The 15,953-nt window shown below is 73.1% G+C and carries 15 protein-coding genes; 11 read left to right on the top strand and 4 right to left on the bottom strand.

Annotated features, from left to right (window positions below; genetic code table 11):
* The 7 genes from ACWD4A_RS32785 to ACWD4A_RS32755 form a co-directional block, all read left to right on the top strand.
* Nucleotides 1-687, top strand: a 687-nt coding sequence (locus ACWD4A_RS32785; RefSeq protein ID WP_451199687.1) for a molybdopterin cofactor-binding domain-containing protein, incomplete at its 5' end; no start/stop codon positions are given.
* Between the two features lie 254 nt (nucleotides 688-941).
* The gene (locus ACWD4A_RS32780) at nucleotides 942-1,304 is read left to right on the top strand and encodes a DUF6233 domain-containing protein (protein ID WP_451199685.1); all 363 of its coding nucleotides are present in this window, start codon (nucleotides 942-944) and stop codon (nucleotides 1,302-1,304) included.
* A gap of 247 nt (nucleotides 1,305-1,551) precedes the next feature.
* Nucleotides 1,552-2,820, top strand: a complete 1,269-nt coding sequence (locus tag ACWD4A_RS32775; RefSeq protein ID WP_451199684.1) for a phenylacetate--CoA ligase family protein — start codon at nucleotides 1,552-1,554, stop codon at nucleotides 2,818-2,820.
* Entirely contained in the window at nucleotides 2,817-4,106 is a 1,290-nt protein-coding gene (locus tag ACWD4A_RS32770) for an MFS transporter (protein WP_451199682.1), read from the top strand. The genes ACWD4A_RS32775 and ACWD4A_RS32770 overlap by 4 nt, the downstream gene beginning before the upstream one ends.
* Entirely contained in the window at nucleotides 4,103-5,248 is a 1,146-nt protein-coding gene (locus tag ACWD4A_RS32765) for a GNAT family N-acetyltransferase (protein ID WP_451199680.1), read from the top strand. The genes ACWD4A_RS32770 and ACWD4A_RS32765 overlap by 4 nt, the downstream gene beginning before the upstream one ends.
* Nucleotides 5,245-6,393 carry a LuxE/PaaK family acyltransferase gene (locus tag ACWD4A_RS32760; RefSeq protein WP_451199679.1) on the top strand — a complete coding sequence of 383 codons (1,149 nt, stop codon included), beginning with the start codon at nucleotides 5,245-5,247 and terminating at the stop codon, nucleotides 6,391-6,393. The genes ACWD4A_RS32765 and ACWD4A_RS32760 overlap by 4 nt, the downstream gene beginning before the upstream one ends.
* Entirely contained in the window at nucleotides 6,390-8,888 is a 2,499-nt protein-coding gene (locus ACWD4A_RS32755) for an acyl-CoA reductase (RefSeq protein ID WP_451199677.1), read from the top strand. The genes ACWD4A_RS32760 and ACWD4A_RS32755 overlap by 4 nt, the downstream gene beginning before the upstream one ends.
* Nucleotides 8,889-8,909: 21 nt before the next feature.
* On the opposite strand, the gene ACWD4A_RS32750 is transcribed toward ACWD4A_RS32755, so the two are convergent.
* Nucleotides 8,910-9,518: a DUF4865 family protein gene (locus ACWD4A_RS32750; RefSeq protein ID WP_451199674.1), complete on the bottom strand. Its 609-nt coding sequence runs from the start codon at nucleotides 9,516-9,518 to the stop codon at nucleotides 8,910-8,912.
* Between the two features lie 14 nt (nucleotides 9,519-9,532).
* Nucleotides 9,533-10,102, bottom strand: a complete 570-nt coding sequence (locus tag ACWD4A_RS32745; protein ID WP_451199671.1) for a TetR/AcrR family transcriptional regulator — start codon at nucleotides 10,100-10,102, stop codon at nucleotides 9,533-9,535.
* A gap of 158 nt (nucleotides 10,103-10,260) precedes the next feature.
* On the opposite strand from ACWD4A_RS32745, the gene ACWD4A_RS32740 reads away from it, so the two are divergent.
* The 3 genes from ACWD4A_RS32740 to ACWD4A_RS32730 all read left to right on the top strand — a co-directional run bounded on the left by ACWD4A_RS32740 (nucleotide 10,261) and on the right by ACWD4A_RS32730 (nucleotide 13,614).
* A complete protein-coding gene (locus tag ACWD4A_RS32740) occupies nucleotides 10,261-11,706 on the top strand; it encodes a glycoside hydrolase family 47 protein (RefSeq protein WP_451199668.1) in 1,446 nt (481 codons plus the stop codon).
* Nucleotides 11,707-11,764: 58 nt separating this feature from the next.
* Nucleotides 11,765-12,121: an ArsR/SmtB family transcription factor gene (locus ACWD4A_RS32735; protein ID WP_451199666.1), complete on the top strand. Its 357-nt coding sequence runs from the start codon at nucleotides 11,765-11,767 to the stop codon at nucleotides 12,119-12,121.
* Nucleotides 12,122-12,231: 110 nt separating this feature from the next.
* Nucleotides 12,232-13,614, top strand: a complete 1,383-nt coding sequence (locus tag ACWD4A_RS32730) for an MFS transporter (protein WP_451199664.1) — start codon at nucleotides 12,232-12,234, stop codon at nucleotides 13,612-13,614.
* Nucleotides 13,615-13,645: 31 nt separating this feature from the next.
* Here the strand turns inward: ACWD4A_RS32730 and ACWD4A_RS32725 are convergent, their stop codons facing one another.
* Together ACWD4A_RS32725 and ACWD4A_RS32720 are read right to left on the bottom strand one after the other, a co-directional pair.
* On the bottom strand, nucleotides 13,646-14,224 hold the full coding sequence (locus tag ACWD4A_RS32725; protein ID WP_451199663.1) for a hypothetical protein: 579 nt from the start codon (nucleotides 14,222-14,224) through the stop codon (nucleotides 13,646-13,648).
* Between the two features lie 41 nt (nucleotides 14,225-14,265).
* Complete coding sequence (locus tag ACWD4A_RS32720) at nucleotides 14,266-15,162, bottom strand: phosphotriesterase family protein (protein ID WP_451199661.1); 897 nt, start codon at nucleotides 15,160-15,162, stop codon at nucleotides 14,266-14,268.
* A gap of 86 nt (nucleotides 15,163-15,248) precedes the next feature.
* Between ACWD4A_RS32720 and ACWD4A_RS32715 the strand changes: the two genes are divergently transcribed.
* On the top strand, nucleotides 15,249-15,809 hold the full coding sequence (locus ACWD4A_RS32715; protein WP_451199660.1) for a CGNR zinc finger domain-containing protein: 561 nt from the start codon (nucleotides 15,249-15,251) through the stop codon (nucleotides 15,807-15,809).
* Nucleotides 15,810-15,953 lie beyond the last annotated feature (144 nt).

The following is a 15,953-nucleotide window of genomic DNA, read 5'->3' as shown; positions in this document are numbered from 1 at the left end:
AGCGCGGCGGTGGTCGCGCTCGACTTCGACGGCACGCTCGCCCCGATCGTGCCCGACCCCGAACGGCGCGACCGGCTGCCCGCCTCGGGCAGCGTGGCGGATCTGCCCGGCGGGGTCCTCGAAGTCGAAGCCGAGTGGGCGCCCCCGGATATCGACGCCGCGTCGGCCCGGCGGGGACTGGAGGGCGACTCGGGCGGCATCGTGATGGCTCCGCCGGTCGGCCCCACGCATGTGATGTCCAGCTACGGCGCCCAGTTCGCGGAGGTCCGCGTCGACCCGGCGACGCGCCGCGTCCGCCTCGCCCGGATGGTCGGGGTCTTCGCCTGCGGACGGGTCGTCAACCCCCGTACGGCGAAGAGCCAGTTGACGGGCGGGATGATCTGGGGCGCGGGCCACGCCCTGATGGAGGAGAGCCATGTCGACCGGCACCGTGCCGGGTTCACCAACACCGACCTGGGCGGCTACCACATCGCCTGCAACGCCGACATCGGCGAGGTGGTCGTGGAGACGGTCGAGGAGACGGACGACATGGTGAACCCCCTCGGCGTCAAGGGCGTCGGAGAGCTCGGCACCGTCGGCGCGGCCGCCGCCGTGGCCAACGCCGTCCACCACGCGACGGGAATCCGCGTGCGCAAGACGCCCGTCCTGCTGGACGACATCCTGCCGCCCACGACCGCGGAAGAGTGAAGCGGAAGCCGGAACAGGCCCCTCGATCGGAGGAACCGGCACGCCTCCGGGAACCGGGCGCGTGCCCCGTGCACCGAAGGCAACTCCCATGAGATCAGCGGGAACTGATGGGTTTCGGCCACGGTGACGGCCCCGCCCGGCCGGCTTCCCGGCGGCGGCCCCGCGCGGAACTCCCCCGCGCCGCAGGCCGGACGCATATGCCGCCTTCCGCCAACGCGCCCGTCCGCGCCCCGCCGCTGCTACCGTCCGGCGGCATGGAGCAGCTCTTCAGCCACGATGAACTCGCACTTATCACGGCGGCCGCCGACGAGGCGGGCATGCCCCCGCGGGAGTGGGTCCGCTGCGCGGTCCTCCAGCACCTCACCGAGGACTACGAGGAGGCGCGCACCGCGTCCCGCACGCCCTACCGGCCGGATCTGGAGCACGCGCTGTGGCCCGTCACCTCCCATACCAGGTCCGGCCGGACCATGCACGAGGTCCACCACGCGGGCTGCTGGGTGCCGAAGGGCGGCGAGGAGACCCTGAGCACCGCGGAGGCGCGCGAGGAACTCCTCGCGAGCAAGGCCCGCCCCTGCGACGCCTGCCTGCCGGAACGGTTCCTTACGCCCACGAGGTGACGGCCCGCCGTGCTCCGCACCGAACGGATCTTGCCTCCGGGGCACGGCGCGGACCGTCCCACGCGTTTTGCGGTCCAGACCTCTTGTGTTCCATGATGTGAACACGCGTCAACTGCGACGCGGAACCGGCACGGGTATACGTGGGGGACGTTCCCCGTGCAGCGTTAAACATTCAACAAGTGGGGGCGGTGCAGCGCGATTTGTCCTGCCGCGCACCCATTTTCTCTCCTAATCTAGGCAAGGCCGCATGTCCGTCCATCAGCTCCCGGACCTCATACGTCATGTCCGCGAGCACTCTCCCTTTTACGCAGATCTTTACGCGTCCTTGACCGTTGACGCGGAACTCACGGATCTCCCCGTCGTGGACCAGGGCGAATTCTGGGCCGCCAATACGCTCCAGGCCAACCGCGTGCTGACCGGACCGCTCACCGAGGCGGCCGTCTACAAGACCGGCGGCACCACCGGATCACCGAAGTTCTCCTGCTACACCCGCGAGGAATGGCGGGAGTTCGTCACCGCCTTCGGCCAGGGACTGGCCGACGCGGGACTGAAGCCCGGCCACCGCGTGGCCGACCTCTTCTACGCCGGGGAGCTGTACGCCAGCTTCCTCTTCGTCCTCGACTCCCTCGCCCACGCGCCCGTCGACAACGTACGCCTGCCCATCGGCGGCGGAGCCCCGCTGGAGTCCACCGTCCCCACCCTGCGCGACTTCGCCGCGCAGGTGGTCGCGGGCACTCCCACCACCCTCTGCCGGCTCGCCGAGCACCTGATCTCCCGCGGCGAGCAACTGCCCGCGGTGGAGCTCCTGTTCTTCGGCGGCGAGGCGCTCTTCGACGACCAGCGACGGCTGTTGGCCGCCGCGTTCCCCAACGCCGAACCGCGCTCCCTCGGCTACGCCAGCGTCGACGCCGGACTCCTCGGCCGTCCCGTGCCCGGCGCCGACCCGCGTGTCCACCGGGCGTTCACCCCGCACTCCGTCATCGAGATCCTCGACGAGACGACCGGCGAACCGATCCGGGAAGCGGGCCGCGCCGGCCGCGTCGTGGTGACCAGCCTGTTCCGCACGCTCATGCCGATCATCCGCTACCCCGCGGGCGACCGCGCCGAATGGACCGACCCGGAAGCGGGCCACTTCCGCATCCTCGGACGCGCCGAGGAGGGCGTACGCGTCGGCCCCGTGTCGCTGTACGCCGAGGACGCCCAGGACGCCGTCGCCGCCGCGGACGACGCGGGCCGCATCGTCGGCATGCAGCTCGTGGTGCGCCGCCGGGAAGGCCGCGACGGGCTCGTCCTGCGCCTGGCCACCGCGCCCGGCGACGACGACCCGGCCACCCTCGACGTCCTCGCCAAGACGGTCGTCGAGGGCCTGTACACCGCCCGCCCGCTCTACCCCGACAGCCTGCGCGCCGGATTCGTCCACCCCCTGGAGGTGGAGTGGGTCCGCCACCGCGACCTGGTCGTCAACCCCCGCTCGGGCAAGCTCGTCCGCGTTCTCGACGAGAGGCCCACGGCATGACCACCCCGATGGCGCGGCCCTCCCGCGGCCGCCCGCTCGTCCTCCGCAACCGCGCCTTCGGCGCCGTCTGGCTGGGCCAGGTCCTCACCCAGGCCGCGGTGCGGATGTTCCAGGTCGGCGTCTCCTGGTGGCTCGTCGCCTACGCCCTCGACGGCAACAACGGCCTCGCCTCGGGGCTGTTCATGGCGGTCAGCACCCTGCCCGCCGTGGCACTGGCCCCCGTCGTCGCCCGCGCCGTCGCCCGCCTCGCCCACCGCACCCTGCTGCGCGCCGCCGCGGCCACCGCCGGCGCCGCCGCGACCGCGCTGGCGGTCTGGGCGTACACGAGCGGACTGCCGCTGCCCGCCGCCTACGCCGCGACCCTCGCCCTGGCCACCTGCCAGGCGTTCTTCGACCCCTGCCTGACCACCTCCGTACCCGAACTCGTCGACGACGAGGACATCGAGGCCGCCACCGGCTTCGAGCTGTCCACCCAGTCGCTGGCGAGCCTCGGCGGAGCGCTGCTCGGCGCCCTGATCGTCGACCGTGCCGGAGTCTCCGGGCTCGCCGTCGGCTGCGCCGCCGCCTACGTCACGGCCGCCGCGCTCATCGCGACCGCCCGCTTCCGCCCCGCGGCCACCGGCGCCGAGGACGGTACGGACGGCGGGGAGCGGCGCACCCTGCGCGCGGTCCTCTCCGGCCTGCCCTTCGTCCGGAAGATCCTGCTCAGCTTCACCGCCGCCAACCTCTTCACCACGGCCGTCTTCGTCGTCATCCCGCTCTACACCAAGTCCGTGCTGCACGGCGGCGGTGGCACCGTCGCCCTGCTGGAGGCCTCGCTCGGCACCGGCACCCTGATCGGCTCCTTCACCGGCGCCCGGGTACCGGGCAGGCCGACCGTCGTCGGCTCGCTCTGCCTGGCCACGATGGCCGTCGCCCTCGGGCTCCCCGGCATCGTCGGCGAACGGCCCGTCATCGCGGGCTGCCTGGCCGTCGCCGGATGGTGCGTCGGCGTGATCGGCGTCCGCTTCGTGGCGCTCTTCCAGCGGCTCGTCCCCCCGGCGGACAAACCCGCCTTCTTCGCCGTCATGCAGGCCGTGCTCGGCGCGACCTTCCCCGTCGCCTCCCTGCTCTTCGGCCTCCTCGGCGACAAGCTGTCCCCGCAGACCCTCTGCCTCGTCCAGGCGGCCGGACTGCTCCCCGCCGCCTGCGCCCTGGCGCTGCTGCGCGACCGCGCGCCCGCCCCCGCCGGGGAACCGGCCGAGCGGGCGGAGAACATCCCGGCAGCCGTGGGAGGGAACCGGTGACCACCACCATCGAGCGGGCCACCGCCGCCGACATCGCCGAACTCCGGCAGCTCTACTACGCCGTCTACGGACCGCACTACCCCACGGCGCTGGGCACCGACCCCGCCGAGATGTCCCGGCTCATCCAGGACCCGCACACCCTCTGGCTCGTCGCCCGCTGCGCCGACGGCGGCCTCGCCGGGTCCGCCGCCATCCACAGCGAACCCGGCAGCCGCCTCGGCCGCCTCGAAGGGCTCGCCGTCCACCCCGAGCGGCGCAGCGCCGGCCTCGCCGGGCAGCTCACCGAGGAGCTGTGCGCCCGGATGCTCACCACCGGCCGCCTCGACTCGGTCTACGCCACGGTCCGCACCGTGAGCGCCGGACCCCAGCGCGTCGTCTCGCGCAACGGCTTCCGGCCCATGGGCATCCTGCCCAACGCGGTCGACCTCAACTGCCGCGAGAGCCTCGCGCTCTACGCGCGTTACTCATCCGGTGTGCTCGACCGGCGGGCCCCCGTCCCCGAGGTGCCCGCCCCGCTGCTGCCGCTCCTGCGGGCCGCCGAGGGCAGCCTCGGCGTGAGCTACGCGGAGACCCGGGTCACCGAGCCGCTCCCCGCCCCGCCCGTGGCACCGGACGTACGGCTGGAAATGATCGAGGCCCCGGCCTTCGTCCGCCGCCGCTTCCACGACCGGTTCCCCGACGCCGCCCAGTGGTTCTACCCCCTGCACACCCCCAATGTGCTGCTGGTGCCCGACCACGGCGACTTCGAGGTCTACGCCTACCTCAACCGCACCGGCAGGTACTGCGCCCTGATGGCCGGGCACCCGGACCCGGCCGCGGCCGCCGGATACCTCGACCCCATCACCCGGGCGCTCACCCGCGCGGGCGCCGGCTACGTCGAGGCGCTGGTGCCCCTGGCCCACCACGGCGCGCTGTCCGCCTTTCTCGCCCAGGGCTTCATCCCGAGCGCCCTCTACCCGGCGATGCGCCCCGAAGGCGACGGCTGCCACGACTACGCGGTGCTCACCCGCACCACCGAACACATCGACTTCCGCGGCGTGGTCGTCGACGAACCCCTTCTCCAGCCGTATCTGGACTCCTACGTATCGGCCTGGGCGTCGACCAACCTGCCCGCCGTGACCGCACCCGAGGTTGCCCCGTGAACCCCCATCTCGCCCCCGTCGACGTCCCCGACCCGGAGCTGCTGCCCCGGGTCCAGGAACTGTGCGACCTGACCGACCCCTACGCGACCGGCCCCGCCGAGGACGCGCTGTTCGCCGCCGCCATGGCCGAGATCAACGCCTGGCACACCGAACGCTCCCCGTTCTACCGGAAGTTGTACGACGCCACCGCGCCCGCCGAGCCGTACCGCGCGCCCCTCGTCCACGCCAACTTCTTCAAGCGCCACGAAGTCCTGTCCATCCCCCACGACGACGTCGACCTGCATCTGACCTCCTCCGGCACCACCGGCCAGAAGTCCCAGATGTTCTTCGACCGGTGGACCATCCGCTCCGCCCAGCGCATGGTCGCCCGGATCTTCGACCGCAACGGCTGGATCACCCCCGGACAGGACGTCAACTACCTCCTCTACAGCTACGAACCCGCCCGCGACCTCAACCTCGGCACCTCGTTCACCGACAACTACCTCTGCGACTTCGCCCCCGCCCGGCAGGTCGCGTACGCCCTGCGCAACACCGGCAACGGCCACGAGTTCGACCCCTTCGGCTGCGTCGAGGCCCTGCGCCGCTTCGCCGCGGACGACGCGCCCGTACGCATCCTGGGCTTCCCCGCCTTCCTCTGGTTCACCCTGGAGCGGATGCGCGCCATGGGGCTGCCGCCGCTGACCCTGCCCGAGGGCTCCCTCGTCGTCCTCGGCGGCGGCTGGAAGGGCCACGCGGACCAGCGGATCGGCAAGGACGAGCTCTACGGACGCGTCACCGGCCAACTGGGCATCCCCGCCGAGCGCATACGCGACACCTTCGGCTCCGTCGAGCACTGCGTCCCCTACATCGAGTGCGACCACCACAACCTGCACGCACCCGTCTGGTCCCGGATCTCCGCGCGCTCCACCCGCACCCTCGAGAAGCTGCCCCACGGCGAACCCGGCTACCTGCACCTCGTCTCGCCGTACATCACCTCCGTACCCGCGCAGAGCGTCCTCATGGGCGACCTCGCCTCCGTACGGCCGGGCAGCGAGTGCGGCTGCGAGCTCGCCACCGACTGGTTCACCGTCCACGGCCGTGCCGGGGTGAGCCGCAACCGCAGCTGTGCCGTGGCGGCCGCCGAACTGATGAAGGGAATGTCATGACCGAGAACATGAACCACCATTACTGGCAGGGCACCTTCATCGGTGACGACGAGGCGGAGCGGCGCCTGGCCGGCCTGCCCGCCGCCGTCGAGGCGGCGCTCGCCGAGCCGCTCGCCACCGAGACGGTCCTCGCCGCCTGCGACCGGCTCGCCACCGCCCTGGCCGACCCCGCCCACCCCGTGGCCGTACGGCTCGCCGAGCACCTGCCCGCCGGTGAGGAGGGCGCCGTGCTCGCCGAACTCGCCGCCTTCCTCCGCCGCGACGCGCTCAGCCGCAAGCTCCGCCGCGAACTCGGCTCCACCGCGCCGCAGCGCCTGAACCGTCCCGACGCCAAGGAGACCGTCTACGAGGCCTGGGCGCCAGTCGGCCTCGTCGCCCACATCGCCCCCGGCAACGCCGCGACCGTCGCCCCGCTCAGCCTGATCGAGGGCCTCCTCGCGGGCAACGTCAACGTCCTCAAGACCAGTGGCGGCGACACCCTCCTCGCCCAGCACCTGCTCGCCGAGCTCGCCGCCCTCGACCCGACCGGCGCCCTCGCCGAGCGCGTCATCGTGCTGCGCTTCCCCTCCTCCCGGCAGGAGTGGCTGCGCCTGATGTGCGCGCCCGCCGACGCCGTCGCCGTATGGGGCGGCGAGACCGCCGTCGAGGGCGTCGCCGCCCATGTGCCGCCCGGCTGCCGCCTGGTGGAGTGGGGCCACAAGATATCGTTCGCCTACCTCACCCCCGACGCCTGGCACGACCCGGCCACCCTGGCCGCCCTTGCCGCGGACGTCTGCGTCTACGAGCAGCAGGCGTGCTCCAGCCCGCAGGTCGTCTACCTCGACACCGAGGACACCGACGAGGTCTTCGCCTTCGCCGACCGCTTCGCCGAGGTCCTGGCCGGCATGCCCGCCCCGGACGAGGAGCCGCTCGACCCCGCGGAAGAGGCCGAACTCACCACCACCGAGCTGCTGGCCGGCCTGGAGGAGCACCTCGGGCTCACCCGCGTCCTGACCGCCCCCGACCGCACCTGGCGCGTCCTCGCCGACACCCGCCCGGTGCTCACCGCCTCCCCGCTGCACCGCAGCGTGTGGATCAAGCCGCTGCCCCGCAAGCACGTCATCCCCACCCTGCGGCCCATGCGCCGCTACCTCCAGACGGCGGGCATCGCGGGCAGCCGTACGGACATCGCGGAGCTGTCCGGCACCGTCCTGGCCGCGGGCGCCACCCGGGTCACCCCCGTCGGCGCCATGACCGCGGGCTATTCCGGGGAACCCCACGACGGCGTCTACGCCCTCCAGCGCTACAGCCGCCGCGTCGCCGTCCAGGCCGACGAGCGCTTCACCACCACCGCCTGTCTCGACGACCTGGCCCGGCCCGCGGTCTTCCCGCCGCCCACCGGCCCGCTCACCGACAAGGCGGTCGTCCAGGAGCTCAACGGCCAAGTCGCGGCAGGCGACGCCGAGTTGTACTTCCGCAGCGGCGGCAGCTCCGGCACCCCCGCCCTGTCCCTCTTCAGCTACGACGACTACGACACCCAGATGCACGCCGCGGCCCGCGGCCTGCTCGCCGCCGGCTACGACCCCGCCCACGACCGCACGGCCAACCTCTTCTACTGCGGCGGGATGTACGGCAGCTTCATCAGCTTCTTCTCCATCCTGGAGCGGCTCGGCGGCGTCCAACTGCCCATGGCCGCGGGCACCGACCACCGGGCGACCGCCGAGACCCTCGTCGCGCACCGCGCGGACACCCTCTTCGGCATGCCCTCGTACCTGTGGCAGCTCCTCCACGAGGAGGCGGACCTGCTGCGCGCGTACGGCGGCATCCGCAAGATCTTCTACGGTGGCGAGCACTTCACCGCCGAGCAGCGCCGCACCCTCACCGAGACCTTCGGTGTCGAGGTCGTCCGCTCCATCACCTACGGCAGCACCGACCTCGGCCCGCTCGGCTACCAGTGCGCCGAGAGCGACGGCAGCGTCCACCACCTGCACGCCGACCTCCACACGCTGGAGATCCTCGACACCGGCTCCGACCGCCCGGTGGCCCCGGGGGAGACCGGGCGGCTGGTCTTCACCACCCGTGCCCGGCGCGGCCAGGACCTCGGGCGCTACGTCATCGGCGACCTGGGCCGGGCCCTGCCCGGCCGCTGCCCCTGCGGCAGCCACGCCCCCCGCTTCGAACTCCTGGGGCGGCTGGGCGACGTGATGCGGGTGGCTACCTACTTTCTCAACCACCGCCGCTTCGTGGCCATCGTGGAGGAACGCCTCCGCTACAGCGGTGAACTCCAGATCCTGCTGGCCGGCGGCGACCGCCGGGAATCCCTCACGGTCCGGGTGGAACGCGGCACGGTCCCGGCCGACGCGGTGCGCGAGACGCTCCTCGGCGACTACCCGGAGCTGCGGTCGGCGGTCTCCGAGGGACTCCTCGACTTCACCGTCGAGGCCGTGCCCGGCGCGGAGTTCGTCCGTACGGCGACGAGCGGCAAGCTCCGGACGGTGGTGGACGGGAGGGGATGACGGACGGCGGGCGCCCGGGGGTCACCAGTGGCGGCCCTCGGGGAGCCCGGCCAGGTGCGGGGCGGACAGATGCAGCACCTCGTACCGCTCGGTGGCGTCCTCGTCCTCGGGGACGGCCTGCTCCCAGAGCACGAAGCGCATCAGCTGCCAGTGCCGGGGGTCGACCGCGAGCGCCGCGGTGTGCACGCCGTCGCGTCGCGCCAGGGCGTGCAGCGCGTCCGTCTCGCGCCGGATCAGCTCGGTGACACCCATACCACTGGGATCGGCGTCGACGGGAACGGGGGACAGGCGGCGGGAGGCGGCCTTCGGCACCGCGGCGCGGGCCGGGCCGGCTTCGGTGGCCACCCCCATCCAGTGCTGGACGACCGGTCGCCCGAAGTCGCGGACGATGCCCTGGAACCCGCCCCCGCCGACGAGGAACCGGCCCATCGCGGCGGTGTCGTCCCACAGATAGAAGGGGGCGTACTGGTTGACCGGCGAGCCGTCGACGCCGCGCTCGCGGATGACGTACGCCTTGAGGGCGAGCCCGGCGCGGTCGTCGAGGAGGTGGCCGAAGTCCGCCACCCGCTTGCGGATGATCCGCATGTCGTAGTCGGCGGGCAGGGTGATCTCGTACTGCTTGGCGTGCATGGCGAAGTGCTTCCTTACCGGCCGGTGGTGTGGTTGTCGAGGAGGGCGAGGACGCCGGTGACGGCCTGCCGGAAGGGCTCGGTGGAGTCGGCCGCGCGGGCCAGGACATAGCCGCCCTGGAGCACGGCGACCACGGTCGAGGCGGTGGCGGACGGGTCCAGCCCGGCCGCCAGCTCGCCGCGTTCGCGGCCTTCCGCCAGGACGTCGGTGAGACGGCCGCGCAGCCACGCGAAGGTGTCGTCGACCGGTCCGCGCAGCGCCTGATCGGCCATCACGTCCGGGTCCTGGGTGAGCCTGCCGACCGGACAGCCCTTCAGGACGTCGCGTTCGCGCAGCAGATACGCGCGGATCCGCTCCAGTGCCGGGCCCGGAGCGGAGAACTGCTCCTCCGCCTTGGCCCGCATCTCCTCCGCGGTGCGGCGGATCGCGGCCAGCGCCAGGTCCTGTTTCCCGGCGAAGTGGTGGTACATGCTGCCCTGCCCCGCCCCCGCCCGCTGCTGGACGGCCTTGGGGCTGGTGCCGACGTACCCGCGCTCCCACAGCAGCTCGCGGGTGCTCTCGATGAGGCGTTCCGACGTGTTCATGAAGACACTGTACATACCAGTAGGTACAGCCGCTTCGCGGGTGCGCCGAGTGCACCGAACGCCCGGCGCGGCCTGTGCCGCACGGTGCCGGGGCGGCCGCACAATGTGACGCGGACGCGACGCGCCCCTTTCCTCGCCCCCCTTCCCGGGAGGACCACGTGACGAACCACCTCACGTCCGCACGGCCGGGCCGTCGCGGTGTCGTCTCCGCACTGGCCGCGGCGGGTCTGTTCGGCCTTGAGAGCGGGCTCGGCGGCCGTACGCCGGCCACGGCGGCGGCGCGGACCCGGCCCCCGGACCCCTCGCCCCGGGCGGCCGGGGAGAAGGCCGACCGGATCCGGGCGGAATTCCTGCACGCCTGGCAGGGCTACGAGCGGCACGCGTGGGGGCACGACGAACTGCTGCCGGTCTCGGGCGGCCACCGCGAATTCTTCGCCGCCGGGCACCCGGTGGGCCTGTCGATCGTCGAGGCCCTCGACACCCACTACGTGATGGGCCTCGACGACGAACTCGCGCGCTGCGTCAAGTGGATCAGAACCGACCTCGACTTCGACATCGACGCCGACTTCCAGGTCTTCGAATCCGTCATCCGCCTCGTGGGCGGCCTGCTCGCCGGTCATCTCGCCACAGGGGACCGGTACTTGCTGACCCTGTGCACGGACCTGGCGGACCGGCTGCTGCCCGCCTTCACCAAGTCCCCGACCGGCATGCCCTACCGCCATGTCAATCTGCGCACCGGCGCCGTCTCCGGCGCCGTCGTGCCGCTCGCCGAGATCGGCACCAACATCCTGGAGTTCGGCGTCCTGTCCGAACTCACCGGCGACACCCGCTACGTACGGGCCTCCCGGCGCGCCCTCGCGGAAGTGGTGCGCCGCCGCTCCTCGCTCGACCTGCTGGGCACCCGGCTGAACGTGGAGACCGGCGCCTGGGCCGACCACGAGGACGTGGGGCTCAACCCTCCGGTGGACTCGTTCCACGAATACCTCTGGGGCGGGTGGGCGATGCTCGGGGACCGGGACTGCCTCACCTGGTTCCGGATGTTCGACGCCTCGCTGAAGAAGCACCTCGCCGAACGGGTGGACGGCCGCCTGTGGTTCAAGCGGGTCGACTCCCGCACCGGAAAACTGCTGAGCCGCCGTCAGTCCTCGCTCGCGGTCGTCATCCTCTCCGTCGGCGGGGACAACACCCTGGCCGCCGACCACTACCGGTCCTGGACCGCCGTGCAGGGCAAGTACGCCGTCATCCCCGAAGAGATCGACTCCACGCATCTCGACGTCCTCGACCCGAGGAACGAACTGCGCCCCGAATACGCCAACTGCGCCTTCGAGCTGTACTGGCAGACGGGCGACCCGTACTACCAGGACACGGCCTGGCGCTATTTCCTCAACCTGAAGGAGCATCACCGGGTCCCCGGCGGCTACACCGTCGTCACCGATGTCACCCGGCGGCCCATGACCCGGGGCGACCACTGCCCGGCGTACGTCTTCGCCGAGAACTTCAAATGGCTCTATCTGACCTTCGCCGACACCGACCGCTTCGACTACGCCCACGGCTACCTCAGCACCGAGGGCAAGATCCTCCGTGGACTGCGGCGCCGCTCCTGACCCCTGCCCGCATGTGCGGGGGAGCGCACCCACCCACCCGTCGCCCTACGATGGGCACATGACCGCGAGCGCTCACCTGGCAGATACGCATGATGCGCAGGAGCGGGGCGGTGGTGAGCGCCTGGAGGTCGCCGTCTCGGTCCTGGCCCTGCTCGCGGACCGCACCCGCCTGGCGCTGATGCAGCGGCTGGGGGAGGGCGAGGCCGACGTGACCACCCTGACCGAGGCGTGCGGCGCCGCACGCCCGTCCGTCAGCCAGCACCTGGCCAAGCTCCGCCTCGCCGGTCTGGTCGGCACGCGCAAGGACGGGCGCCGCATCGTCTACTCCCTGCGCCACGGCCACCTGCGCCGTCTCGTGGACGAGGCGCTGAACGTGGCGGACCACCAGGTCCGCGCCCTGCCGCCGCACGACTGACGATCGGCGCCACGCGCCCGGGACTCTTCCGCAATCAACATGTGCACGCGTACGCACATGTTGATTATGGTGGTGTGGTCGCACCATGCCGCCGACCCGGGACGGGGCCCATGCTGTCCGTACTGCGCAACCGCACCTACCGTCACCTGTTCACCGCCCAGGTCGTCGCCCTGGTGGGCACCGGGCTGGCCACGGTGGCGCTGAGCCTGCTGGCGTACGACATCGCCGGGGCGAACGCCTCCGCGGTCCTGGGCACCGCGCTGGCGATCAAGATGGTCGCCTACGTCGCCGTCGGCCCGCTCGTCGGCGCCGTCGCCGACCGAATACCGCGCAGGGCCCTGATGGTGACGGCGGACCTCACCCGCGCCGGTGTCGCGCTCGCCCTGCCGTTCGTCACCCAGGTCTGGCAGATCCACGTCCTGGTCTTCCTCCTGCAGGCGGCGTCGGCCGCGTTCACGCCGACCTTCCAGGCCACCGTCCCCGAAGTGCTGCCCGCCGAGCGCGACTACACCCGGGCCCTGTCGATGTCCCGGCTCGCGTACGACCTGGAGAGCCTGTTCAGCCCGGCGCTGGCCGCCGGACTGCTGTCCCTGGTCTCCTACGGCTGGCTGTTCGCCGGGACCACGGCCGGTTTCCTCGCCTCCGCGGCGCTCGTCGTCTCCGCCGTACTGCCCAAGCCCGCCCCCGTCGAGCGCACCGGCGGCGTCCACGCCAGGGCCGCCTTCGGCACCCGCTTGTTCTGGGCCACTCCCCGCCTGAGGTCCCTGCTCGCCCTGGACCTCGCGGTCGCCGCCGCCGGAGCCATCGTCTTCGTCGACACCGTCGTCCTGGTCCGCGGCCACTTCCACCGGTCCGCCGGTGCCGTCTCCCTCGCCCTGGGCGCCTACGGAGCGGGCTCCATGCTGGCCGCCCTGCTCCTGCCCCGCCTGCTGCGACGGGCCGGCGACCGCGCCGTGATGCTCACCGCCGCCTGCGCCCTGCCGGTGATCCTCGCCGCGGTCGCCGTGCTCACCGCCGCCGCACCGAGGGCCCGGCCGTGGGCCGCGCTCCTCGCGTCCTGGGCCGCGATCGGCGCCGCCTGCTCGGCGGTCCTCACCCCCGGCGGGCGGGTGGTCCGCCGCTCCGCCGCCGACCCGGACCTGCCCGCGGCCTTCGCCGCCCAGTTCTCGCTCTCCCACAGCTGCTGGCTGCTCACCTACCCCCTCGCGGGGTGGCTCGCCGCCGGTGCGGGCCTGCCGGTCACCGCGGTGGTCCTCGCGGCGATCGCCCTGGCCGCCGTCGCCGCGGCCGCCGCGACCTGGCCCGCCCGCGACCCGTCCCGCCTCGACCACATCCACACCGCCCTGCCCCCCGGCCACCCCCACCTCGCCGACGCCCGCCCGGCCACCGATGGCTGGCGCCACGGCCACCACTACGTCATAGACAGCCACCATCACACGTGGCCCGCACCGCGCTCACCGCTCGCGGACCGGGGCGTGCCTTCCGCGCGGTGAGAAGAGCGCGGCCGGGCCGTGGCCGATGCGGTCAGTGGCCGCCGGTGGGACGGTCGCAGCCGGCATGGTCGGGGTAGCCGGAGAAGGCGTCCGCCCGAGTGGAGTCGCGGTCCATCGTGCCCTCCACGCACAGGGGGAACGCGTCGACGAGGAAACCGACCCCGGTGGGCCCGTTCCGGTACGACCGCACCTTCCCGGCGGAGTAGCCGAGGCCGGTGAGCGCGCCGCGGGTGCTCACCGGGTCGAAGTCACCGCGCTTGCGCAGCGGTTCGAGCGCGCTCCCGACGCGCCCGACGGCCGCGAGCCCTTCGCAGCGGAGCCGGCCGTGCAGCGGAAGGGGAACCATGAAGCCGTGGTTCTCGGCGTAGTGGTCGGTGGGCGGCACGGCCGGACCCGAGGTGTCCGCGGCCGTCGGCGGCGCGGGCGTGGGGCTCTCGCCGGGGCACGGGAAGTCCACCGGCGCGCTCGGTGCCGCCGCCGCGCTCCGCGAGGGTCCGCCCGCGCGGGCGCCGTCCCCCGACCGATGCGTTCCGCACCCCGCCGCCAGTACGGCCAGCATCGCCACCGGCAGTATCCCGAGCCGGGCCCCCGTCGTCCTGATCATCGTCATGCCCCGATCCTCCACCCGCGGCGGGCAGGTGTCATGAGCCCTCAGAGCCAGTCGACGGCGAACGCGCGCGCAGGGTTGTCGATGAACACCCGGGTGACGAACTCCTCGCCGAGCTCCTCCTCCAGCGTCGGCCGGAGGACGCGCAGGAGGTGCGGCATGCCCGGACCCCCGTCGACCGACCGCGCCCCCGCGGCCGTCGTGTCGCCGCCGAGGAGAATCCGGTCGGAGAAGCCGGCCACCGCCAGCGCCGCCAACGAGTCGAAGAGCCGCCAGTCCGTGGCGTGATAGGTACGTGACGGCCCGTCAAAGGAGAGAAAGGCGCCCGCCCGCGCCGCCCGCACATGGGCGCGCGAGTCCGGCGACCTTCCCAAGTGGCCGAGCACGACGCGCTCGGGCGGGACACCCAACTCCCCGCAGAGCAGCTCCAGTACGTCCATCGCGCCGGTGCCGAGTTCCAGGTGGACCGCGACGGGGGAGCCGGTCGCGTGGTGCGCCTCGGCGGCCGCGGCCATGGTGTACCGGGCGTGGGCGTCGAGCCCGTGGAACCCTCCGGCCACCTTGATCAGGCCCGCCCGGACCGGTGCGGTGGTCAGGTCCGCGATGAACTTCCCCGCGAGCCCGTCGCCCTGCCGCTCCCGTACGTCCGGCGCGTAGTGCCGATCCTGGTGCAGCCCCGTCGCGGCGACGATCCGCACGCCCGTCTCCCGCGCCAGCCCGGGGAGTTCGGCGCGCCGCCGCCCCATCCCGCGCGGCGTCCACTGCACGACCGCGCCGCCGCCCAGCTCCCGGAACGCCCGCAGTTCCGCGGCCGCGGCCTCCCGGTCGTCGAGCTCCAGCCCCGGCAGCTGCGGGCTGCGCAGGAAGAGGTGGTCGTGGGAGTCGCACACGCCCAGGTCCTCGGCGGGGATGTCACCGAGCACGGTACGGACGGCGGTCATGTGCCGTTCCTCCTGTTCACGCAGCCATGTGTAACGGGTCAGTCGTTACGAGGTTACTGTAACGGTTGAGGCGTTACGATGGCGTGGTGAAGGACGACGACCGGCTCGCATTCCGCTTCGACTGCGGTGCCACCTGGCTCAACCTGCTCGCGACCCGCGGCCGGAGCTTCGGCGCGGACCCCGTCGAGCGCATCGCGACGGCGGAACGGCTGGGGGAGTGGCTGATCCGCAGCGAACTCTCCCCGGCCACGCCGCCGGACGCGGCCGACGTACGCCGTGCCCAGGAGGTACGGGAGACATTGCGCGCGCTCGCGCTGACGGTGGTCGCGGGGGAGGCGCCGCCCGCCGGGGCCGTGGCCGAGCTGACGGCTTTCCTCGACGGCGCGCCCGATCCCCTGAGGCTGGTGGTGACGGACCGGCTGCGACGCGAGGCGCCGCCCACGACGGTCGCCGCGCTCGCCCGGATCGCCCGCCAGGCGGTCGACGCGCTGACCGGCCCCGAGCGGGACACGCTGGCCGTCTGCCCCGAAGCCGACTGCCGGGGCGTGTTCGCCAACCCGACGGGGCGACGACGCTGGTGCCCTTCCCCGGCCTGCGCGAGCCGCGGCCGCGTCCGCGCCCACCGCGAACGCCGCCGGGCGGTCTGAGCGCCGCGCCATTGCGGCCTGCGGCCGCGTCCTCAAGCGCCGGACGGGCTGGTTCTGTCGGTTAAAGAGCCACGGTCCGCGAAATCCAGCCCGTCCGGCGATTGAGGACACCGCGCGAAGCGCGGTCCGGGGCCCGGGGCGGAG

The sequence above is a fragment of the Streptomyces sp. NPDC002537 genome (genome assembly GCF_053594975.1).
This window is presented reverse-complemented; position numbering and strand designations above follow the sequence as displayed.